General features: G+C 66.3%; 22 protein-coding genes and 2 pseudogenes. 15 read left to right on the forward strand and 9 right to left on the reverse strand.

What is annotated here, in order from left to right; all coding sequences use genetic code 11:
- Positions 1 to 158: 158 nt before the first annotated feature.
- On the reverse strand, positions 159 to 884 hold the full coding sequence (locus CHC02_RS29935; RefSeq protein ID WP_139210224.1) for an Nmad2 family putative nucleotide modification protein: 726 nt from the start codon (positions 882 to 884) through the stop codon (positions 159 to 161).
- Between the two features lie 214 nt (positions 885 to 1,098).
- Here CHC02_RS29935 and CHC02_RS11535 point away from each other — a divergent pair, with 214 nt between their 5' ends.
- The 8 genes and pseudogenes from CHC02_RS11535 (at position 1,099) to CHC02_RS11565 (ending at position 8,850) form a co-directional block, all read left to right on the forward strand.
- A complete protein-coding gene (locus tag CHC02_RS11535) occupies positions 1,099 to 1,578 on the forward strand; it encodes a hypothetical protein (RefSeq protein WP_089391614.1) in 480 nt (159 codons plus the stop codon).
- Between the two features lie 343 nt (positions 1,579 to 1,921).
- Positions 1,922 to 2,941 (forward strand): helix-turn-helix domain-containing protein, encoded by a 1,020-nt coding sequence (locus tag CHC02_RS11540; protein ID WP_089391615.1) that lies wholly within the window; start codon positions 1,922 to 1,924, stop codon positions 2,939 to 2,941.
- Positions 2,942 to 3,305: 364 nt separating this feature from the next.
- Complete coding sequence (locus CHC02_RS11545; RefSeq protein ID WP_089391616.1) at positions 3,306 to 4,580, forward strand: amino acid permease; 1,275 nt, start codon at positions 3,306 to 3,308, stop codon at positions 4,578 to 4,580.
- A gap of 37 nt (positions 4,581 to 4,617) precedes the next feature.
- Positions 4,618 to 5,622, forward strand: coding sequence for a phosphotransferase enzyme family protein (locus CHC02_RS11550; protein WP_208604354.1), 1,005 nt, complete (start codon positions 4,618 to 4,620; stop codon positions 5,620 to 5,622).
- Between the two features lie 31 nt (positions 5,623 to 5,653).
- Positions 5,654 to 7,003 (forward strand): aspartate aminotransferase family protein, encoded by a 1,350-nt coding sequence (locus CHC02_RS11555; protein WP_089391617.1) that lies wholly within the window; start codon positions 5,654 to 5,656, stop codon positions 7,001 to 7,003.
- A 167-nt stretch (positions 7,004 to 7,170) separates the two neighbouring features.
- Positions 7,171 to 7,854: pseudogene (locus CHC02_RS11560) on the forward strand (PAS domain-containing protein); the annotation flags it as partial.
- 102 nt (positions 7,855 to 7,956) lie between these two features.
- Positions 7,957 to 8,148: pseudogene (locus CHC02_RS30735) on the forward strand (methyl-accepting chemotaxis protein); the annotation flags it as partial.
- A gap of 423 nt (positions 8,149 to 8,571) precedes the next feature.
- On the forward strand, positions 8,572 to 8,850 hold the full coding sequence (locus tag CHC02_RS11565; RefSeq protein ID WP_089391619.1) for a hypothetical protein: 279 nt from the start codon (positions 8,572 to 8,574) through the stop codon (positions 8,848 to 8,850).
- Positions 8,851 to 8,913: 63 nt separating this feature from the next.
- On the opposite strand, the gene CHC02_RS11570 is transcribed toward CHC02_RS11565, so the two are convergent.
- Positions 8,914 to 9,573 (reverse strand): glutathione S-transferase family protein, encoded by a 660-nt coding sequence (locus CHC02_RS11570; protein WP_089391620.1) that lies wholly within the window; start codon positions 9,571 to 9,573, stop codon positions 8,914 to 8,916.
- A gap of 352 nt (positions 9,574 to 9,925) precedes the next feature.
- On the opposite strand from CHC02_RS11570, the gene CHC02_RS11575 reads away from it, so the two are divergent.
- The 6 genes from CHC02_RS11575 (at position 9,926) to CHC02_RS11600 (ending at position 13,625) form a co-directional block, all read left to right on the forward strand.
- Entirely contained in the window at positions 9,926 to 10,450 is a 525-nt protein-coding gene (locus tag CHC02_RS11575; protein ID WP_176450319.1) for a hypothetical protein, read from the forward strand.
- Entirely contained in the window at positions 10,422 to 11,276 is an 855-nt protein-coding gene (locus CHC02_RS11580; RefSeq protein WP_176450320.1) for a hypothetical protein, read from the forward strand. The genes CHC02_RS11575 and CHC02_RS11580 overlap by 29 nt, the downstream gene beginning before the upstream one ends.
- Positions 11,277 to 11,356: 80 nt before the next feature.
- Positions 11,357 to 12,193: an AraC family transcriptional regulator gene (locus CHC02_RS11585; RefSeq protein ID WP_089391621.1), complete on the forward strand. Its 837-nt coding sequence runs from the start codon at positions 11,357 to 11,359 to the stop codon at positions 12,191 to 12,193.
- 51 nt (positions 12,194 to 12,244) lie between these two features.
- Positions 12,245 to 12,850, forward strand: coding sequence for a LysE family translocator (locus CHC02_RS11590; protein WP_089391622.1), 606 nt, complete (start codon positions 12,245 to 12,247; stop codon positions 12,848 to 12,850).
- A gap of 185 nt (positions 12,851 to 13,035) precedes the next feature.
- Entirely contained in the window at positions 13,036 to 13,275 is a 240-nt protein-coding gene (locus CHC02_RS11595; RefSeq protein WP_139210225.1) for an AbrB/MazE/SpoVT family DNA-binding domain-containing protein, read from the forward strand.
- Complete coding sequence (locus CHC02_RS11600; RefSeq protein ID WP_089391624.1) at positions 13,269 to 13,625, forward strand: type II toxin-antitoxin system PemK/MazF family toxin; 357 nt, start codon at positions 13,269 to 13,271, stop codon at positions 13,623 to 13,625. The genes CHC02_RS11595 and CHC02_RS11600 overlap by 7 nt, the downstream gene beginning before the upstream one ends.
- Before the next feature lie 327 nt (positions 13,626 to 13,952).
- Here the strand turns inward: CHC02_RS11600 and CHC02_RS11605 are convergent, their stop codons facing one another.
- The 3 genes from CHC02_RS11605 to CHC02_RS11615 all read right to left on the reverse strand — a co-directional run bounded on the left by CHC02_RS11605 (position 13,953) and on the right by CHC02_RS11615 (position 16,116).
- Complete coding sequence (locus tag CHC02_RS11605; RefSeq protein ID WP_089391625.1) at positions 13,953 to 14,762, reverse strand: class I SAM-dependent methyltransferase; 810 nt, start codon at positions 14,760 to 14,762, stop codon at positions 13,953 to 13,955.
- A 91-nt stretch (positions 14,763 to 14,853) separates the two neighbouring features.
- Complete coding sequence (gene pmrG, locus CHC02_RS11610; RefSeq protein WP_089391626.1) at positions 14,854 to 15,447, reverse strand: lipopolysaccharide core heptose(II)-phosphate phosphatase PmrG; 594 nt, start codon at positions 15,445 to 15,447, stop codon at positions 14,854 to 14,856.
- A 240-nt stretch (positions 15,448 to 15,687) separates the two neighbouring features.
- A complete protein-coding gene (locus CHC02_RS11615; RefSeq protein WP_139210226.1) occupies positions 15,688 to 16,116 on the reverse strand; it encodes a hypothetical protein in 429 nt (142 codons plus the stop codon).
- Between the two features lie 424 nt (positions 16,117 to 16,540).
- On the opposite strand from CHC02_RS11615, the gene CHC02_RS11620 reads away from it, so the two are divergent.
- The gene (locus CHC02_RS11620; RefSeq protein WP_089391628.1) at positions 16,541 to 16,894 is read left to right on the forward strand and encodes a hypothetical protein; all 354 of its coding nucleotides are present in this window, start codon (positions 16,541 to 16,543) and stop codon (positions 16,892 to 16,894) included.
- An 11-nt stretch (positions 16,895 to 16,905) separates the two neighbouring features.
- Here CHC02_RS11620 and ddlA read toward each other — a convergent pair whose 3' ends face one another.
- The 4 genes from ddlA to CHC02_RS11640 form a co-directional block, all read right to left on the reverse strand.
- A complete protein-coding gene (gene ddlA, locus CHC02_RS11625; protein WP_089391629.1) occupies positions 16,906 to 18,000 on the reverse strand; it encodes a D-alanine--D-alanine ligase in 1,095 nt (364 codons plus the stop codon).
- A 367-nt stretch (positions 18,001 to 18,367) separates the two neighbouring features.
- Positions 18,368 to 19,192, reverse strand: coding sequence for an aldo/keto reductase (locus CHC02_RS11630; RefSeq protein WP_089391630.1), 825 nt, complete (start codon positions 19,190 to 19,192; stop codon positions 18,368 to 18,370).
- 31 nt (positions 19,193 to 19,223) lie between these two features.
- Positions 19,224 to 19,637: a VOC family protein gene (locus CHC02_RS11635; RefSeq protein WP_089391631.1), complete on the reverse strand. Its 414-nt coding sequence runs from the start codon at positions 19,635 to 19,637 to the stop codon at positions 19,224 to 19,226.
- A gap of 48 nt (positions 19,638 to 19,685) precedes the next feature.
- Complete coding sequence (locus CHC02_RS11640) at positions 19,686 to 20,234, reverse strand: histidine phosphatase family protein (RefSeq protein WP_089391632.1); 549 nt, start codon at positions 20,232 to 20,234, stop codon at positions 19,686 to 19,688.
- Positions 20,235 to 20,342: the final 108 nt, after the last annotated feature.

Genomic DNA, 20,342 nt, shown 5'->3' on the forward strand with positions numbered 1-20,342 from the left:
TCAAGCATACGGGATATAACTTTTACCTTTAGGCACCCAAAAGCCATTGCTCGCTAACAGCTAGACGCATGCACATCGGGTATCTGCTAGGGATCGATAGTTGTCGCCGACTATGGTTCATCCTGGCCAAAGAACCTCAGTTCCCAGAACGTACCTGCCTAGCAACCCCGCTTGACTGGACGCTTTCGCCTGGCGCTACGCGTACAGCGTGCCACAGTCGATGGACCATGACTCGCAATCGCCCCATCAATGCGCCAAACAGGCTCGGGATCGACTGCAATCAGGTAGCGGTCTGTCGCAATGGGTTGCTGATCGCGCGGAGAACCCAGTCGACCGCTTCGCTTCAATGACGAGAGCCACTGGGCGAACGCCTGGATACGCTCTGCATCATGGATATAGCTAAAGCCCTGTCGATTCTTGATGAGCCACGGAAACCGATCGGCGAAGCCCTGAATCTCGGGCATGGGATTGGCGGCGCCAAAGTACCAGAAGTGATCTTCGCCTTCCGCCAGATACACGGGACGCCCTTGATCATTCAGAAAGGACTCCACGTCATTGTGCTCGGCAGAGGGCACACGTAGCCATCCGCCGCCCTCGCGAAAGTACAGGTTGTCGCCAGAACGCTGCTCGGGGCTGCCGCAGGGGTCGGGGCGCTTTTCGGGAAACGCCTTAAAGTACTCGTCCATGCTGAGTACCTCCGTCAATTGCATGGCATATACCAGCCGATGTCCTGTCGACTTGCTCGAATGACCGACAACCCAGTCCCCCGGCAACAGCCTTGCTTTCTTATGATTGGGCGTACAAAGCGCCAGCGAACAGACACCGAAGAACGGGTTGGGAGCCAGCCCGGTGTCATGCGTCATCACATACTTGAGCAACTTCATGCACTCGCTCCCATCCCGTTCGCCACCCAGTCCCCGTCTCGGTTAGGCTATGCCATCGCTGACAACCCCTTGTCCCTTGGCCGCCGAGCGGCGTGTTCTGCCAGTCACGACCGACAGAGAACGGCCATTGCGTTGCGGCTGAGCCCCGATCCGGTTCGGGGCTCGAAGTCACTAAATTCGACAGCAGAACCCAGCCAAGAAGGAACTCGCCTCCATGGCCTCCTCAGACAAACAGAAAAAGCGTGCCCAGCGGGCCAAAGCCAAGGCCAAGCAGAACCGCATGGGCAAGCCGAAAGCCAATGCCATCCATCCGCTTCTGGCCAACCCGCTGATCAACGAGCCGTTCGACGATTTCGAACTCGACCTGAGCACCTTCGACTTCAAGGACATCCAGGAGAACGGCTTCGACCCGGTGTATTTCAGCGATCTGTTCGAGGCCATGAGAGACGCAGAGGACATCAGTCTGCTCGCCATGTGCCTGGTGTTCCTGCAATACCCGGTGCTGCAGTTGGTGGTCGCCGAGGAACCGGAAGAGGCTACGACCGATTTCATAATGGGCCTGCTGGTCGTCTACCGCGAGATCTTCCACGATGAAGACGAAGACATGGCAATGGCCTGGATCGAAAGCAACGCCTTCCTGAGCGCCTATAACGAAGCGTCGGCGATCCTGCAGAAGAAGATCGCTCGCGCCTGAAGAGTCCACTTCGTATTTTGGCGATGTCGAGCTTGCTCAGGCCCGCCAGCGCCTCGGGCACGCGCCTGGCCTGGTGATGTGATCCAGGCGGGCCACAAAGCAGACCGTCGCGAGGGTGAAGCGAGCCCATCCCCAGGCCAGCGATCGGTAGGGTGCCGGGCAGCCGCCGGGCGCTCGCGATCAGTGCACCCGCCACGCCTCATCTGGTCGCTGCGCACCTCATCCGTAATCTGCTGACTTTGCCAATTTTTGATAGTAGCGTCGGCGCCATCCACGATACGTTGGGTCGCTAGCCTACGACGCCAGAGCCGGCAAAGACTTCGATAGCGTTACGGGTGCCAATATGAATAACAATCCCTGCGTAGATCGCGACGCTCTGTTTTCCAACTGGCGCTCCCAGCCAGAAGCCGCGTGCCAGGTGCAAAGCCATTCCACGACCGACATTGACGACCATGCCTGCAGCATCAGTGGCTGGGACCAGGTATACGACCAGCTGAGCCCCGGCCATTACAGCGGGAGCATCACCGAGTGCTGGATTGACGACGTCCAGGTCATCCGTGAGCGCGCGAATCAATGCGTGCACCAGATGGGGCACGCCTGGAGAGGTGCGCGCACGTTCATCATTCCCATGGCTCAACAAGGCGCTTCGCGTTTCGGTTCCCAAGTCACCGAGGCCAGCGTGCCGGCAACGCTTGGCCCCGGGCAGGAACTGGACTTCCGCACCCCGCCTACGCTCGATGTCATGTCCATTGCGCTGAGTGCGGAATCGGTCTCGCAGCTGTCGATTTCCACTGAAGGTTTCGACCTGGAAACCATGCTCCGGGGAAGCCTCTGCCTGCATGGCGATAACGCAGGGCTTGAGGAGCTGCGCACCCTGCTGGATTCAGTGTTCCACGTACTCCAGGACACACCCGAGCTGCTCGCCTACGCCGCAGTCCGCAAAGGGCTGCGCCATACGCTGCTGACCTCTTTCTTCTCTCTTTTCTCGAACGTGGACAGCAGCAGTGAGAAGAACCGGCGGACGCTTCTGCACAAACGTGTCGTGGACAAATCCAGAGAATACGTCCTCGAGAACACCGACAGACCGGTAACGATCGCAGAGCTCTGCGGCATAGTCGGAGTAAGCCGCCGTTCCCTGCAAATGTGCTTCCAGGAGATCACGGGTACCAACCCTGTCCAGTACCTGCGGGCCATCCGCCTGAACCAGGTTCGGCGAGAGCTTCGCCAGAACGAAGGCGCGAAGGTCAAAGTCCAGGACGTCGCCTGCAACTGGGGGTTCTGGCATCTCAGCAGCTTCACCGCCGACTACAAGCGAATGTTTGGCGAACTGCCTTCGCAAACCCTGCACAGAACCGCCTCGTAATCCCCTCCCCCACGGCAGGGGCGACGCTCCTTGCCCGCCCCTTCCGCCTTCGTCCTCTGCATGCCCCGCACGTCCTGAGCAACCAGGGCTCCCGCGCCCCGGCACGCAAATCTTGCCGATATCTGCTAACGCTCCGCACCGCTCCATTTCCATGATGGAGCCGCTTCCGGAACAGGAAGCTCACTCGCCATTGCGCATCGCAGGCAAGTGCCCCTAATGCCCGACCAGACGCACGGAGAGCAGGCGACTGCCTCTGCGCGGCCGGGGAGGACTGGGCTGCTGCCAATGAAAGGAAAACAAGAGGCAGCAGCAGGATTGCCGAGGCTCCGGGTGGAGCACCGGCAGGATGATTTAGGAGCTCTTGATGTCACTACACAAGAATACGATCGGATGGCCCATCATCGCTGCAATCGGTGTTTCGATTGTGGTCGCCGGGCAGTTTTCCGGGTGGAACTACGGGCTGGCCTACGGTTGGCTCAACATGGCGGTTGCCACTGCGGTCATGTGCGTTTTCTACGCCGGGCTGTTGCAGTGCGTCTCGGAGCTTTCAGCCACCTGGCCAAGCGCCGGAGGCTTGGGCACCTACGTCGCAATGGCATTCGGCGAGCGCCTGGGCGGTTTCGTCAGCGTCGCCATGGCCATTGCCCTGATGGCCTGCGTTGGCGCGGTAGCCACCTTCATCGTGGCCTATGCCGCCTCCATTCTGCCCATCGATCCGCTGCTGCTGAAGGTCATCGTCTTCACCGCGGTGACGCTCCTTCATCTGCGTGGCGCCAGGGATGCCCTCTGGCTGACGCTGGTCGTCGGCCTGATCGCCATAGCGACCTTGCTGGGCTTTTCCGCCGGGGTGATGCCCCGCTTCCAGGCAAGCAACCTCGACATCGAACTGGGCTCGCTCTCCCTGGGCGGCGTTATCCATGCGATGCCGTTCGCGCTCTGGCTGTACGTGGGTGTCGAGCAGGCCATCACCGCTTCGGAAGAAACCAGGATGCCGGGCCGGGATATTTCCCGTGGCCTGGTCATTGCGCTGCTGGTACTGACGCTGACCGCGTTCAGCGTGCTCCTGGCCGCGCCTGGTGCCGGTGGCGTAGAGGCGGTTGCCCAGGCGGGCGATCCGCTGCTCGCCGCGCTTGGCAAAGCCAATGGCGACAGCGCCGGGTTCTCGATGTGGATCGGGCTTGGCGCGCTTTTCGGCCTTCTCGCCAGCTTCTTCTCGATCACCTATTCGGCGTCTCGGCAAGTCTATGACCTGGCCCGTGGAGGCTTCCTGCCAGCCGGCATGGCGCAGGTGAATACGCGCGGCACACCGGTGTTCGCCGTCCTGGCCGTGGCCGTGGCGGGCTTCGCGACGTCGCTGATCGGACCTGAGCGGGTGCTGCTGGGCGTGGTCCTGCTCTTCACGTCCTCCTACCTGTTGACCATCTGCGCCTTCCTGCGCCTACGCCGCACCCGCTCGCAGGAGCCACGCAGCTACCGGACCATCGGCGGCAACGCCACGGCCTATCTCACCCTCATCCTGTCCCTGACGGTGCTGGCCTGCTCCTTCAAGCTGGATGTGCTCATCCTGGTTCCGATCGTCGTGCTCTTCCTTCTGACCTCGGCCTGCCGTCGCTGGGGACGCCTGAGCGCCAGCCAGTAACCCGCCGCGCCCCCATGACAAGAAAGAGGTACACCCTGTGAACGCTATCAATGAAGTTCTTCATAAAGACTATCTGGCGAGAGTCGCGCGTGAGGCGCTACCGCGCTGGAACATCTCCCAGGATGCAGATCTGCGGCTGATCAGCCTCTCCGAGAACGCCATGTTTCTGGTGGCGACCGAACAGCGCAAATGGGTGCTGCGGGTACACCGGCATGGCTACCACTCCCATGACGGTGTCCGCTCGGAGCTGGCCTGGATGCGCGCGCTGCGCGAGGAAGCCGATGTGGAAACCCCCGTCGCGCTGCCGGGCATCGATCACGAACTGGTGCAACACGTAGCCGCCGAGCCGTTCAAGGAAGCCCGGATGGTGGTGCTCTTCGACTTCATCACAGGCACCCAGCCGGAGCCGGACAACCTCTACGACGCCTTCCGCCAGCTGGGCGCGATCACGGCGCGGATGCATCGCCACTCGCGGCAATGGCAGCGCCCCGCTTTCTTCGAGCGCCAGGTCTGGGACTACGAAGGAGCATTCGGCGATACGCCGATCTGGGGCCACTGGCGCGCCGGCTTCAGCAAGCACAAGCCCGGGCTCGGGATCGTCGAACAAGCCGAGGCATTGATGCAACGCCGCCTGGCGCAGTACGGGAAAGGCGCGGACCGCTTCGGCCTCATTCATACCGACTTCCGCCTGGCGAACCTGCTGGTGGACCAGGGCGAGGCAAGGGTTCTCGACTTCGATGACAGCGGCTTTGGCTGGTACCTGTACGACGTCGCCTCTTCGGCAACCTTCATCGAGAACCACCCCGATATCGCCAACATCATCGCCGCCTGGGTCGAGGGCTATCGAAAGGTCGAGCCCTTGAGCGAAGAGGATGTAGCCGAAATCCCAACGCTGATGATGTTCAGGCGGCTGATCATCATGGGCTGGGCGGGCTCGCACCCCGGAACGGACCTCGCCCGGGAAATGGGCGACGACTACACGGTCGGCACTGTCGAGCTTGCCAGGAAATACCTCGCAGGCCAGGCCCTTTGCGGGCGCTGACGCGTCCGCCTTTTTATTGCTGGAGATCGTAATGAGCGAAACCCGCGAACTTCTCGCGCGCCGCCACAAGGCAATGGGCGCCTCCCCGCTGTTCTACGACGAGCCGCTGCACTTCGTAAGAGGTGAAGGCGTCCACTTGTATGCCGCAGACGGCAGGCGCTACCTGGACTGCTACAACAACATTCCAGTGGTAGGACATTGCCACCCGCACGTTGCCGAAGCCATCACCCGGCAGAACCGGACCCTCAACGTTCACAGCCGCTACCTGAGCCAGAACATCGTCGACTACTCGGAACGGCTGCTTGGCACCTTCTCCTGCGGCCTCGACCAGGTGCTCTACACCTGTTCCGGCTCGGAAGCCAACGAGCAGGCGCTGCGCATCGCCCGCATGCTGGGACGGGGCCGCGGCATCATCTGCAGCAACTACGCCTACCATGGCAACACGGCGGCGGTGGATCAGGTCTCGCCGCTGATGCACCGGAACAGGCAGTATTTCACCGAAGTGCGCAGCGTCCCGTTCCCGGAAACCTACAGGCCGCTCGACGGCTTGGCCGGTGAGGCACTCATCGAAGCCTACCTCGCCGAAATCCAGGGCGCGATCGATAGCTTCGAGGCGGCGGGTATCGGCTTTGCCGGCATGATCTTCTGCCCGATCTTCGCCAACGAGGGCCTGCCCAACATTCCATCGGGCCTGCTGCAGCGCGCAGTCGCCCTGGTCAGGAAAGCCGGCGGGCTGATCATCATCGACGAGGTTCAGTCAGGCTTCGGCCGCACAGGCACGCTGTGGGGCCACGACCTGATGGGCATTACGCCCGACATCGTGACCCTGGGAAAACCCATGGGCAACGGCTACCCGGTGGCCGCGCTGGTGAGCAGGGGCGAAATCCTCGACGCCTTCCGCGCCACGGCCTTCTACTTCAACACCTTCGCCGCTTCCCAGACCGCTGCCGCCGCAGCTTCGGCGGTGCTGGACGTGATCGAGGGCGAAAGGCTCCCGGACAACGCACGCACGGTCGGCAACTTCATTCGCCATGGTTTCACCGACCTCGCCAGGCGGCACACGCTGATCGGCGACATTCGCGGTGAAGGCCTGTGGGTCGGCGTGGAACTCGTGCGTGACAGGCTCACGCGGGAACCCGCCGCCTGGGAGACCTGGCAACTGGTCAACGCCCTCAGGCAGCACGGCATCCTGGTCAGCCGTACCGGCCCGTTTGGCAACGTGCTGAAGATGCGCCCGCCTCTCGTCTTCAGCCAGGAAAACGCCGAGGAACTGCTCTGCGCGGTCGACTTCGCCTTTGGCTCGCTTGGCAGCGCCGAGGGCAGGCGAGATGCGTTGGTATCCGATATGTCCGGCGTGTCCGTGCGATCGAGCGACCGCTGACGCTTCGTAGTACTCCGGGTGTTGGCTGCCCTGATCATCGCAGCAACACCCTCCCCCACCCATAACCCAAAAACAACCACCCCCCTTCCCTCACCCGCTCCTTTTACATATAAGATATGGTTTCATACTAATCTGGCATCACCGCAAGCGACGAGGAGTGGCGAAGCATGTGGTTCGCAAAGGGTGCGAAGGAACTGGCGGGTGAGGTGAGCGAACTGTGCCGGCAGTGGCTGGCGGGCAACTGGCGCAACCCGGCCGAGTATGCCGCGCTGAGCCGCCACCGGGACCTTGCGCAGGCCCTGCAGGACGTCCAGGACCACTGGCAGCGGGACCGCGCCACTCTTGAGCACCAGGCGGAACGCCACGCCCCCGTCGATGAAACCCGGCTGCAGGAACTGCAGGCATCGCTCGGGACGCGGGAGCGGCAGTTGGCCGAGGCCGAGCAGGCCCTGAAGCGCGCCGAGGAATGGGCCGCCGCGGTCGAGGCCGAACGCTCGCGGCTTCTAGAGGAGCAGCAGGTCTGGGAGCTGACCAAGCAGACGCTGACCGAGGGGTGCTGGGACCTCAGCGTGGTCGATGGCAACCCCGACCACCCGGCCAACGTGATTCGCTGGTCGGATCAGTTCCGCTCGTTGATCGGCTACAACCGCCAGGAATTTCCCGATGGCTGGGACAGCTATTTCGCCATCACCCAGCCCGAGGACCAGCAGCGGGTCATGCAGGCCTTCGGCGAGATGATGGCCGACCCCACCGGGCAACGCGTGTACGTCGTCGAGTACCGCATGCGCCACAAGACCCGCGGCGATTTGTGGTTCCGCGAGCGCGGCCGCTGCCTGCGCGATGCCAATGGCGTGCTGTTGCGGGTCACCGGCGCCACGCGGGAAATCACCGACGAGAAGGCCGCGCAGGCCCTGCGCGAGCGGGAGCAGGTCAGCATCCAGAACACCTATGCCGAAATTTCCCAGATGGCGGGCGTCATCAAGGGCATCGCCGAGCAGACCAACCTGCTGGCCCTGAACGCGGCCATCGAGGCGGCGCGGGCGGGGGAACAGGGCCGCGGCTTCGCCGTGGTGGCCGACGAAGTGCGCAACCTGGCCAGGCGCACCCAGGACTCCGTGCTGCACATCCAGTCGATGCTCAACAAGCAGCATGGCAAGGGCTGATCTCAGCGAAATCGGCCCCTGCCCCATCCGAAATCTCCCACCCACATTCGCCCTTGTGAGCCTACAAACCCCGTCGCTAGATTGCGTTCCTGCCACGGTCGATCCCGTGGCCCGGATCGCAGTCCGGCGATGACTAGCGTGCACGAAGCGCCGATGCACCTTGCACAGGCGCTTTTTCTTGCCTGCTGCTATGTGCAGCCATGGCGAGCCGTGCGGGGCAGGCTTCGGCCTGGCCGGTCTTTACGCTGGTTAACCGGTACTGCGACCCCGCACGGTCCGCCGCCCTTTCCGGGCGGGCGGCTCCTTCCTCCGAACCAGGAGCAACGGAAATGCCTCATCACCCTCTGTTCGTTGTGCGTGCCTTGCCATCCGCCCTGCCCTTCGCCTCCGCCCCGGAGGTGCGCCATGCCTGATCGCAAGCTGGTACCGCTGCAGGCCCAGGCCTATGAAAGCGTGCTGTATGTCGACCTCTCCGCGCCGTCGGAGCACCTCTACGAAGTGGCCGAGCGCCGGCTGAGCGCGCTGGAGGACCTGCTGCGGGTGCTGGAGGTGCACGAAGGCCATGATGTGCTGGTGCATGAAACGGCGCGCGTGGCTTCCGCACTGGTGCCGCTGGTGGGCGAAGCGCGCCAGTTGTATGAGCTGGCGCGCAAGCGCGCGCTGGAGGCGCCCGCCGGCGTCTGACCCGCAATCGCTGCCCTGCCAGGCCGGCGCCCGTTCGACGGGGCCGGCCTTTTTCATCCCGGCTCAGTCCCGGTCGGGCGCGCCCAGCGGGAACAGCGGGCGGTAGGGCCGGGCCTCGTCCACCGCCCGGGCGAACGAGGGGCGCGCCAGCAGGCGGGCCCGGTAGGCGCGCAACGTCGGGTAGTTTTCGCCGATGGGGTGCGTCCAGTCGGCGTAGAACAGCGAGGGGGCTGCCGCGCAGTCGGCCAGGGTGAAGGCTTCGCCCGCGGCCCAGGTGCGGCCGGGCAACTGGCCCTCCAGCCAGGCGTAGGCGCGTTCGAGCTTTTCCACCGCGTCGGCCAGGGCTTCCTGGCGCTTGGTCGCATCGCCGGTCAGGGCGCCGCCCACGGCATGCTGCACCGGCGTCATCACGTGCAGGTCGAAGAAGCGGTCGAGAAAGCGCACGTCCAGCGCCGCCAGCGGCTCGTCCGGCAGCCAGCGCACCGGACCGCCCCGGGTGAGCTGCAGGTACTCGATGATGATGCTGCTCTCGGCGAGGCTGCGCTCGCCGTCCAGCAACACCGGGAACTTGCCCAGCGGCCACAGCCGCAGCCAGTCCGCGCCATGCTGCGGCGTGTCGGGGCCCAGGCAGCGGAATTCGAAGGGTATCCGGTTCTCGTACAGCGCCATCAGCACCTTCTGGGTGTACGAGGAAAACGGGTGACCGTAGAGCACGAGCGCCATGGCGGACCGCCTGTTTGTAGTGGATGTGCCAGCGGCAAGTGGTAGCACAGCCCGGCGGGTAGCGCACAGCAGCCGACCGCCGACATCCTGTTCAGGGTCTCGGCTTTACTACCGCAAGTGTATGTAATTACCGCCGCCAAATATCCGTCAAAGTTGAAAATACGGGAGCACGTGTCATTCAAGACTTACACATCAAATAACCAAACCCAATAATTAGCTCTTACTTAATTTCATTATCGGATCAGTACTGAAAAACTTCCCAATGGCGTTGGACAGCCCGCAGGGCGAAAGCTAGCTTCAGCCTGAACGCCGGGCCTCCGCCCCCTCCAAGCCACCACAGGGAAGTACCAAGATGGCCTTCGATCGCTTCAACTCCCGTATTGCAATCACCCTCGGCCAATTCACCTTGTTGAAACATGCCGACCTGTTATTCGACCGTTATAGCGAGCCCTATATAGTTTCCCTCGCCATCGACACTTCGAATATCCACAAGGGTGCCCTCACTTTCAACTACATGCCCTTTCCGAAAGTTCGCCAGGGTTCGACGGTGAGCATGCTCGGCGATGGCCACCTGCTGTATGGCCCGGCCAACCCCGGCGAGTACGTCGCGCTGTCGCTGCTGATGATGGAGTCCGACGGCGACCTGCGCGAGGCGGGCGAGCGCATCCGCGACGTCGTCGGCAGCAAGGCCGTCGACCTGGGGCTCAAGGCGGTGATGCTGGCCAACCCCGGCTCCGCCGCCGTGGTCGCCCTGCTCAAGGAGCTGACCGCCTTCACCGCCGGGCGCCTGGCCAGCGAAGGTCGACCTGCTGCCCGAAAGCGCCCTGCCCTCCAGTCGCGTGTTCTGCATGGTGGGCACCAACCGCAGCGACTATGAGGTGGCCGCGGGCCTGTCGCGCACCTTCGTCGGCCACGGCAGCGACGGCCTGGTGCGCATCGAGAACGCCACCCTGCACGGCCTGAACGCCGACGGCACGGTCGGCGAGGAATGCGCCAAGGCCTTCGCCTACCGCTCGCACTCCGGCTTCTTCGGCATCGTCAACAGCGAGGAGAGTTTCCAGAACCTGGTGCGCTTCCTGTTCGGCAACGTGCGCGTCGACATCTGGCTGGACGTCGACGAGCTGCGCCTGCCCAAGGAAGTGCTCGACGCCGCCGATGGCGCCCCGGTCAACGCGCTCTACCAGATCGAGCTGCTGGCCTCGCCACGCAGCAAGCCCTGGTACCTGTCGCGGCGCACGGCGGAAGAGGATTCCGCGGCCTGCCTCACCCAGGCGCAGTGGAAGCCGGGCACGCAGCTGTACCTGTCCAGCGTGTTCCTCGCCGAGTTCGGCAAGGTCGACCCCGAACTGCCCGGCCTGGCCTACAGCCTCACCCTCGGCGTGCGGGTGCCGGACTACGAGATCGACAAGCGCTTCTGGCCCAACAGCCACTACGAGGGCAGCTACCTGTACCGCGACACCGTGATCATCCAGCTGGAACGCCCCAGCGACGGCGGCGACCAGTGGACCATCCGCTACGCCTGGCAGAACACCGGGATGAACACCTCGACCATCCCGCTGCAGGCCAGCGAGCTGGACGGCAGCGGCATCCAGGTGCTGCTGCCGATCGACAGCGACGTCCACGGCAACCCCGCCGCCGCCGCCATCAAGGGCCAGGTGCGGCTGATGGTCTCGACCTGGAACCCGGAGGGCACCTGGCCCTGACGACCGCCTGCACAAATCTTCCAGACGCCGCCCGCCCGCGGGGTATGCTGAACCACTCGCGGGCGCGGCGGAGGCGCGGCATGCACAGCGGCAACTGGATCGACCTGGCGCAGGATGCCGACACCGGCATCGAGACCCTGCGCGCCCATTTCAAGGGCCACGCCTACGATCCGCACTGGCACGACAGCTACCTGATCGGCTTCACCGAAACCGGCGTGCAGCAGTTCCGCTGCCGCCAGGCGCGCAACGTCAGCACGCCGGGCAAGGTGTTCTTCCTCGAGCCCGGGGAGATCCACGATGGCGACGCGCCCACCGCCGGCGGCTTCACCTACCGCATGCTCTACCTCGACCCGCAGTGGCTGGAGCGCGAGGTGGGCGCGCTGTTCGAGGAGGCCCCGGCCGATTGCCAGTTGAGCGTACCCCAGGTGCTGTTCGACGACACGCGCATGGCCGCCGCCATCGACGCCGCCTTCCAGGCCGTGCACGGCCAGGACCTGCGCATCGTGCGCCAGGCCGCCCTGGACGAGCTGCTCGGCGGCCTCACCCGGCGCCTGCACTGGCGCAAGCGCGTCGACAACCACCCGCGCCTGCCGCTGGCGGCCCTGCGCGCGCGGGACTACCTGCATGCCAACCTGATGCAGGACATCGACCTCGACGACCTCGCCCGCGCCGCCGGCTGCGACCGCTTCCGCCTCAGCCGCGCGTTCAAGGAGGCCTTCGGCCTGCCGCCGCATGCCTACCTGGTCCAGCTGCGCCTGGCCCGTGCGCGCCAGTTGCTGGGCCGCGGCCTGGCTCCGGCACAGGTCGCCGCCGACCTCGGCTTCGCCGACCAGAGCCACCTGGGCCGCTGGTTCCGCCGCGCCTATGGCGTTACCCCGGCGTATTACCGGCAGCGCTGCTCAAAGCTTCCAGACTGACGCCCGGCCCGCTGCGAGCATGCCGGCTCCACGTCCCACGGAGCCCACGCCATGATCCAGGCCCTGCAGCAATGGCTGCCCTTCCTCCTGTTCGCCTTCGTCGCCGCCATCACCCCGGGGCCGACCAACCTGCTGATCTTCAGCAACAGCGCCCGCCACGGCTGGGGCGCGGCACTGCCCATCGTCCTCGGCGGCTGCGGCGGCGCCGCGCTGGTGGTGCTGGCGGTAGGCAGCGGCCTGGGCGAGCTGCTCGCCGGGCGGCCGCAGGTGCAGGGCATCATGGCCGCCGCCGGGGTGCTGTGGCTGACCTGGCTGGCCTGGCAGATCTGGCACAGTCCGCCCCCCGGCCTGGAAAGCGCCGCACCGGCGCGGCGCATCGGCCTGCTGGACGCGGCCCTGCTGCAACTGGTCAACCCGAAGAACTGGACCGTGGCCCTGGCGGTGATCGGCGTCTACGCAGGCCAGGGCGACGACCGCCTGCTGCGCATCCAGTTGATGTCGCTGCTGTTCTTCATGGTCGGCGTACCCTGCCTGAGCGCCTGGGCCGGGCTCGGCGCCGGCAGCGCACGGCTGTTGCGCTCGCCGCGCGCGCTGCAGCGGCTGAACCGGGCGCTGGCGGTGCTTCTGCTGCTCTCGGCCTGGGCGGGGGTTTTGTAGGAAGGATCGAGCGGAGCGATCCCCATCGCCAGGACCGCATGGGTTTCGCTCAACCCATCCTACGAGAAGCACCTCGGCGCGACCTGCAAGACGACCCTGAATGGGCACACTTCGAGACGAATGGTTTTACAAAAATAAAACTCGAAAGGTTATGCTTTTGTAAAACCTCAACAGGAGGCATGTTCATGACCACTCTTGCCCTGCGTAAATCCGGGGGGTCCCTGATCATTTCGGTTCCCGCCGCCTTCGTCGCCCAAAACAAGCTGCACGCCGGTAGTCAGGTTGAGTGCAACATCGTCGAGGGAGCCCTGGTGATCAAACCGATGACGCGCCCGAGCCTGGCACAGCTGATCGCCGAAACGCCCAAAGACTCGCTCGCCCCGGACTGGGACAACATGCAGGCCGTAGGCGCTGAGCAATGGTGAGGCGCCCACCGAGCGTTCCCGACCGCGGTGAGATCTGGCACCTGCAGTTCGATCCCTCGACGGGCCGTGAAATGATCGGCGACCACTTTTGCCTGGTCCTGTCGAAACGCGAATTCAATGAAATAGGCCTGGCCCTGGTCTGCCCCATCTCGCAAGGCACATCCAGTGTGGCGCGCAACCAGGGCTTCCTTGTCACCCTGATGGGCGAAGGCACCGACACCCAGGGCAATGTCCACAGCCACCAGGTGCGGACGCTGGACTGGAGGGCGCGCCGAGCCATGTTCAAGGAAAAAGCCCCTGACTCCGTAACCAACTACGTGCTTTCGCTGGTCGGGGCGATCCTGGAATAACCCCCCCATCGCCCGCCGGCCCTGCCGGCGGGATCGCGGACGGAGTCCGCTCCTACGGTTCGCGGGGAAGCACGGTATTCCACATTCCGGCGCGATTCGCGGATGAGATCCTACGCTGCGCCACCCGCGCCATTCCCCTGTAGGAGCGCGCCCTGCGCGCGAATCGCGGGCAGGGCCCGCTCAATTGTCGTGAGGCCTGGAGTTTCCTCGTGGGACTCTGTCCGCGATTTGGCGGATAACGCCTGCGCCTACGGGAATGGCGTGGGATCGTAGGGGAATAACCGTTCGCGGTTATCCTACGGGGAATGGTGCCGGGGCGTCCGGCCCCTACCAGCGGTAGCGCAACAGCCGGCCGATGCGCCCCAGGGTGGGCCAGCGCTGCATCAGTTGCACGAACGCGCGTGACGACCAGGCCATCCGCCGGCATTCCTCGGGGGTATAGGTGAGCCTTTCCTCGACCAGGCGCAGCCCCGGCACCAGCGCCTCCAGTTCCGCGGGGTCGTCCAGTGCCCAGTGCACCTGGGCGCCACGTGCCCAGAACGGCAGGAACAGCCCCAGCATGCGGATGCCGAAGCGGTTGTAGCCGTCGAAGATCAGCTCGCCGTGGGGGCTGCGCGCCAGCAGCCCGCGCAGCAGCGCGCTCACCTCGGCTTCGCGCAGGTAGGGCAGCAGGCCTTCGGCGACGATCAGCAGCGGGCGGCCGCTGGGCAGCGCGTCGAGCCAGGCCGGCTCGCCCATGGCCCCGGGCAGCAGGGTGCAGCCTTCGCGCGCCGGGTACACCTCGCTGCGCAGCGCCAGCACGTCCGGGTAGTCCACTTCGAACCAGGCCACGCTGGCCGGCGGGTCGAGGCGGAACACCCGGCTGTCCAGGCCGCAGCCCAGGTGCGCCACGCAGGCGTCGGGGCGGGCGGCGAGGAATTCGGCGGCCCAGCGGTCGAGCTTGCAGGCGCGCAGGGCGATGCCGACGTAGCTGCTGCGGCCCAGGCGAAAGCGCGAGAAGTCGTAGTCCAGGCGCGCCAGCGCGGCGGCCGCGAAGCGGTCCTGCAGCAGCGAATCGGGCAGGCGGCTTTCCATGGCCTTGGCGTAGAAGGTGATCAGCAGGGTCTGCTTGACCCCGCCGAGCTGGATGTGTGGCATGGGCGGCTCCCGGGGCGGACGATGGCACCGCCCTCCCCGGCAAGCCTAGGACCGCATCGCCGGATGCCGCAAGCGCAGCGGCGCCGCCGGTTTAGCGCAACCGCAGGCGGGCCCAGTCCCGCGGGGCGATCTCGCCGGCCAGCTGCAGGCCGCCGCGGGCATCGCTGAACAGCACCAGCGAGGTGCCGTAGCCGGGGGTTTCCAGGTCCTGGTGGCTGAGCGTCTGGGCCAGCTGCTCCATGCATTCGCTGTGGGTGACGAGGATCAGGTTGCGGTGGCTGGCCTTGTGTTCCAGCACGTGGTCGAGCAGGTCGCCCTTGCAGTCGGCGACCCAGGCCTGGCCCAGGGTGCCGTCGCCGAACATCAGGCTGGCGGTCTGGGTGGTGCGTGTCAGCGGGCTGGCGTAGACGTCGGCGTTGCCCAGGCCGAAGCGGCTGCGGTAGTCCTCGCCCAAGGCCGTGGCCAGCGCCCCGCCGCGCACCGTGATGCCATCCTCGGCGCCCAGGCAGGGGGCGTCGGAGCGGTCGCAGCGCTCGGCGTGGCGCACCAGCACCACCACCTCGCCCAGGCGCCAGTGGTGGGCCAGGTCGTCCGGGCTTGGCAACGGCGGGTGCTGTTGCGCCACGCTGGCCGCGCCGCACAGGGCCATCGCCAGCACGCCGAGCAGCCCGCAGGCCAGGGCCATGATGCGTCGGGGTGGGCGGCCAGCGCCCTGTCGCACGGTTTTCTGCCTCACTTCGCCACGGGCCTCGCAGGGGATGGGTCGGAGCGCGCCCGGCACGCTGCCGGATGCTGGCCGCCATCCTGCGTGGACGAAGGTGAAAACTCCGCGAGGCGGATGTGAGGATTTCGTTGAGCGGCGCCCGCCGCCGATGCCGACGAGCTGCCGGGCCGGGGCCGTCGGCGGGCCCCGGCCCGGCGGGCGTCAGTCGCTGATGCCCTGGATGTCGTTGAAGGTGGACAGCAGGGTGTTCAGCGCGTCCAGGCTGCGATCCTTGTCCGGGGCCTTGGCATGCAGCTCCCGCACCGCGCCCTCGACTGCCGCGTTGGCGGCCTTCCAGTCCTCCGGGCTCCTGCGCTTGAGCTCGGCGGCGGCGGCGCGCCACTTGGCCTGCAGGGTGTCGACCTTGGCCCGGGCGGTGGCGAAGTCGTCGGCGCCCACCGCGTCGAGCGACTCCTCGGCCAGGCGGCCGTATTCGCCGAGGTCGCCCAGCGGGCCCTGCTGGTCATCCGCCTCCATGCCGCTGGGCGGCGCGGCGTCCTCGGCCCAGGCCGGGTTGTGTGCGACCGGAACAACAGCAACCAGCAGCGCCGCCAGCGCAGCTGCCCATACCGTCCGCGAGGAAGAACTCATCGTCTGGCTCCTTAGCGTGGCCAATGTAGCTTCGGGGAGTGTAGAGGCTGGGCCGGCAAAATTGCAGCCGGCGGTCACGGCGCCGGCAAACCGAGAACTCCCCTGAGAAAAACCTTATCAAGGAATCCCCCTACAGCACATAACGCCCAGCTCCCACAGCCCGGCTCGTTAGTCTTCCCGGCGTCATGGCATTTGCCATGACAGGGTGTCGCAACCCAAAGGTCCTTCAGCACAGCAGCAGCAGAAATCAAAGCAAGGCGCCACGTGCGTCACGCTTGCCTTGGTTATGGCTGGCCGTGCAGGGCAGGCTTCCGCCTGGCCGGAACTCTCCTTGGACCTCCGGTTTGCGACCCCTGCACGGCCCGCCGCCCCCCGTGTCGCAACGGCAGCGGCGGGTTCCACCCGGTCCAAGGAGCGTAAGGAAATGCACCAGTTCCCTTCCAAGCCCGCGCCCCTCCGCGGCGAGAAAGCCCGGTCGAGCGCCCGGCAAGAGTCCTTCAGGGTTCATGAATTCAAACCCCTGCCGGAAAGCTCGCAGGCCTTCTGCGAAGTGCTTTACATCGACGCGCTGGCCCCCGCGACACAACTGCTCGACACGGCCCTGCAGCGCCTGCGGGCGCTCGGCGGCCTGCTCGACCTGCTCGAAGACCACCCCGCCGCCAGCGCCTCGCAGTGGGACCTGGCGCGCTGGAGCACGACCTTGCGCATGCTCCACGCAGATGCCCAGGCGCTGCTCGAAGCCGCGCACCAGCGCACCCAGGAGGAGCTGCCGGGCTAGCCGGCCCCGCCTCAGCGGCTGGTCTGCAGGCGGCGGCGCGCGGCGTGGCGTTCGAGGGCCAGGTCGATCAGCCGGCCGACGAGCTCGCTGTAGCTCATGCCGGCGGCCTGCCAGAGCTTGGGGTACATGCTGATACGGGTGAAGCCGGGCAGCGAGTTGAGTTCGTTGACCAGCACCTCGCCGTCGTCGGTGAGGAACACGTCGACCCGCGCCAGGCCCGAGCAGCCCAGCACCTGGAAGGCCTCCACGGCGAGCTGGCGGATGCGTTCGCTGGCCCGGGCGTCGATGTCCGCCGGCACCACCACGCGGGCGGCGTCTTCGTCGATGTACTTGCTGGCGTAGGAGTAGAAACCGCCGCGCACCACGATCTCGCCACAACCGCTGGCGATGGGTTCGTCGTTGCCAAGCACCGCGCACTCGATCTCGCGGCCCTTCACCGCGGCCTCCACCAGCACCTTGTCGTCGAAAGCCAGGGCCTGCTGCACGGCGGCATCGTAGCCGGCCGCGTCCTCGACCTTGCTGACGCCCACCGAGGAGCCCAGGTTGGCCGGCTTGACGAACAGCGGCAGGCCCAGGCGGCGCTGCGCCTCGGCGAAGGGCAGGCGCGCGGCGCTGGCGCGGGTCAGGGTGACGAAGGGGGTGATGGCGATGCCGGCGTCGCGCAGCAGGCGCTTGCTCACGTCCTTGTCCATGCAGATGGCCGAGCCGAGCACGTCGGAGCCGACGAAGGGGATGTCGGCCATGCGCAGCAGGCCCTGCAGGCAACCGTCCTCGCCCTGGGTGCCGTGGACGATGGGGAAGATCACGTCGACGTGGTCCAGCAACTGGCGGCTACCGGTTTCCACCAGCTGCCGCTCGGCCTTGCCGGGCACCACGGCCAGCTCGCGGTTGGAGCGGTTGAGCGCGATCAGCGCCGGGTTCTCCTGGTTGAGCAGGTAGTCGGAGGCGTCGTTGAGGTGCCAGCGGCCTTCCTTGTCGATGCCGATCAGCACCGGCTCGAACCGCGAGCGGTCCAGGGCATCGACTATGTTCTTCGCCGACTGCAGCGACACCTCGTGCTCAGCCGAACGCCCACCGAAAATCACCCCGACACGCAACTTGCCCATGACTGCCTCCAGCTTGCTGATGGGCGCTTCTTATCATGGTGGCGGGGATTTTTACAGGACGGTGGTCGGGTGGGCTTGCGGAGGGTGTTCTGTCGGTCGGGGTGGTGCCTGTACTGAAGAGCGCCCTCTCCCCAGCCCTCTCCCTGAAGGGAGAGGGGGCTTGTCCGTGCCGAGAACAGGCATGGTTTCTGCCGGAAACCTTCGGTGCTGCCGGCTAACTCCAGAATGCCCAGCTCTGCCCAACGGTCCCCTCTCCCTTCAGGGAGAGGGTTAGGGAGAGGGGGCGGAGTCCCCCAAAACACCGCTGCTACAGGTAACTACCCTTCGCGAGCAAGCTCGCTCCTACGAAAAGCGCGAGAACCCAGCCTCAGACCACCGCCAGGTGCATCTTGCGCCTTGGCGGCGGGAAGGCCGCGTCCAGCTTCGCCAGGTCCTCCTCGTCCAGCCGCAGTTGCAGTGCCGCGGCGTTGTCGCGGATGTGCGCGGCCTCCACCGCCTTGGGAATGGCGATCACCCCCTCCTGACGAATCAGCCAGGCTAGGGCCACCCGCGCCGGAGTTGCGCCATGGCGTTCGGCCACTTCGCGCAGGGTGGCGTTGCGCAGCAGGCGGCCGCCCTGGCCCACCGGGCAGTAGGCCATCAGCGGCATGCGCTGTTCCTGGCACCAGGGCAGCAGATCCCATTCGATGCCGCGTTCCTCCAGGCTGTATTGCACCTGGTTGGTGGCGCAGTGCAGGGCGCCCAGTTCCTGCATGTCGTCGAGGTCGAAGTTGGAGACGCCCCAGCGGCGGATCTTGCCATCCAGGCGCAGGCGCTCGAAGGCCTCGACGGTTTCCTCCAGCGGGTACTGGCCGCGCCAGTGCAGCAGGTAGAGGTCCAGGCAGTCGGTGCCCAGGCGCCGCAGGCTGCGCTCGCAGGCCGCCGGCACGCCGCGGGCGCTGGCGTTGTGCGGGTAGACCTTGCTGACCAGGAAGACCTGTTCGCGCAGGCCGCCGATGGCCTCGCCGACCACCTCCTCCGAGCCGCCCTCGCCGTACATCTCGGCGGTGTCGATCAGCGTCAGGCCCAGCTCGATGCCTTCGCGCAGGGCCGCCACCTCGCGCTTGCGCGCCGCCCTGTCCTCGCCCAGGCGCCAGGTGCCCTGGCCGATGGCCGGGACGCGCGCGCCATCGGCGAATACCACCTCTTTCATGCCTTGCTCCTTCTTGTTCACTACCAGTCGTTCAGTGCCAGGGGTCGTAGGTGCCGAAGCTCCACACGTGCCCCTCGGGGTCGCGGCAGGTGAAGCCCTGGCCGCCGTAGTCCTCGTCGCGGATGTCGATGACCATCCGCGCGCCGGCGTCCAGCGCGCGGCGGTACAGGGCCTCGGCGTCGGGCACCACCAGGTACAGGCTCTGGGTGCAGCCGCCGACCTCCTCGGGCCGGCGCATCAGCCGGCCGTATTCGTTGTCCACCGCCGAGCCCAGCATCAGCATGCCGCTGCCGTCGGGCAGGCACAGCTGCGCGTGGGCCACGCCGCCCTCGCCGTCGTCCACCACCAACTGGCGGACGAAGCCGAAGGTCGCGCACAGCCAGTCGATGGCCGCCGGCGCATCGCGGTAGCGCAGGCAGGGGATCAGGCGGGGATGGCTGGCCATGGCGGTCTCCTCGTGGCGATGGGCCCACAGAGCATAGACCGCGGCCCGCTACAGGCGCAGGCGCCAGCGCCCGTTGCGGACCAGGCGCAGCACGCCCAGCGGCTCGACGTCGATGGCATTGAACGCCGCCGCGCCGGCCTGCAGCACGTGCAACGCGGCCGCGCGCAGCACCGCGGGGTGGCTGACGACGACGAAGTGGCCGTCCTCGTCGAAGGCGTCGAGCCAGGCGCCCACGCGCTCGCACAGTTGCACCTGGGACTCGCCGCCGTGGGGCGCGCTGGCGGGGTCCGCCAGCCAGGCGGCCAGCCCGGCCGCCGCGGTTTCCTGCAGGGCCTGGAGGCTCTGCCCACGCCAGGCGCCGTAGTCGCAGTCGCGCAGAGCCTCCACCAGTTGTGGCTCGGCCTCCCAGGCGGCGGCGGTCTGCCGGGTGCGCAGCTCGGGGGCGCAGAGCAGCCGCCGCGGCGCCTTGAGCCCGGCGCGGCGCTCGGCCAGGCGTTCGTCCTGGCCCGGCTCCAACGGCTCGTCGGGCTGGGCGAAGCGGCCCTGGCGCTGGGCGGCGGTGCGCCCGTGGCAGACGAGGCTCAGGCGGCTCGGCATCGAATTCTCTCCCATTCGCAGGCGCCGGGGTTTACACTGCCCGGCGCTCTCGCAGCACTTTGTTACCTGGAAGGAAGCCGGTGAAAACCCGGCACGGTCGCGCCACTG

It is taken from the genome of Pseudomonas delhiensis (assembly GCF_900187975.1).
GTDB lineage: Bacteria > Pseudomonadota > Gammaproteobacteria > Pseudomonadales > Pseudomonadaceae > Pseudomonas > Pseudomonas delhiensis.